Source organism: Bartonella sp. AA81SXKL (genome assembly GCF_042196945.1).
Classification (GTDB): Bacteria; Pseudomonadota; Alphaproteobacteria; order Rhizobiales; family Rhizobiaceae; genus Bartonella.
Genome location: NZ_JBHIRH010000168.1, coordinates 1 through 827, shown reverse-complemented (window position 1 = coordinate 827; position 827 = coordinate 1). Strand labels below are relative to the sequence as shown.

General features: G+C 44.7%; 1 protein-coding gene and 1 pseudogene. Both read right to left on the bottom strand.

Features of this window, described 5'->3' with window-relative positions; translation table 11 throughout:
* Positions 1-263 (bottom strand): annotated as a pseudogene (locus tag ACFINZ_RS10355) (peptidoglycan-binding protein); the annotation flags it as partial.
* 87 nt (positions 264-350) lie between these two features.
* A complete protein-coding gene (locus ACFINZ_RS10350; protein ID WP_375701468.1) occupies positions 351-758 on the bottom strand; it encodes a helix-turn-helix domain-containing protein in 408 nt (135 codons plus the stop codon).
* Positions 759-827: the final 69 nt, after the last annotated feature.

The window sequence follows — 827 nt, the reverse complement described above, 5'->3', positions numbered from 1 at the left end:
CCATCCCCAGGGTTGACATTGCCTAAATCACGCCGCCCCTCATAAGCGCGCCCAGAGGCATATTCACGCAGGGTAAAAAAGCCATCACTCTCATGGGCACATTGGCTTAAAAAATGTGCAATACGCAACGGTGTTGTGAGTGCCCCATAAGATAAAGCTTTAGGCAACACGCGTGCCATTTCAACAATAATAAAATCTTGGCGCGCATGATGCGCCAATTTAGGCGCAAGGCGATGAAGAAAAGAGGCATCTATTGAAATCATAACAAACCACTCAATGAATAAAAATTCATTCGCAGTTTATCGGATTTCAAACCCCCAATATAAGCCTGACACTGTCAGTCAAAACTCTCAATACTCATAAAACTCTGGAAATAATAAACCTTGTGGTTCTTGTGAAGAAATTTTCTTTTTCAAGCGATAGGCTGTGCGCACATGCATACCAGAAACAGCAGCTGCAGTATCAACCGACCAGCCTTTTTGCAACGCTTGCACCATTTTTTGCCGCCGTTCAGCATCTCTGCCAAGGGGGATAAGAAGGCGCACACCCGAACCATTAAAACAAAAATGGTTGATCAATTGCTGCGCCTCTTCAAACCCAACAATTTCAATCAACCAATCCGCACTCTCAAGACGCCCGGGTATATAAACTTCTCGTCCACCAAAAGCCCGCATCATATTCCATGCTGCTTCACTGCCCGCAACATCAGCTATTTCACGCAATAAGGCAGGAAAATCGCTATAGATTTCCTCTTGCATACATGCTTACCCCTCGCTTTTAACACCTTTACGGATTTTCCGCCCCCAAACATTCATCACTTCTCTAAA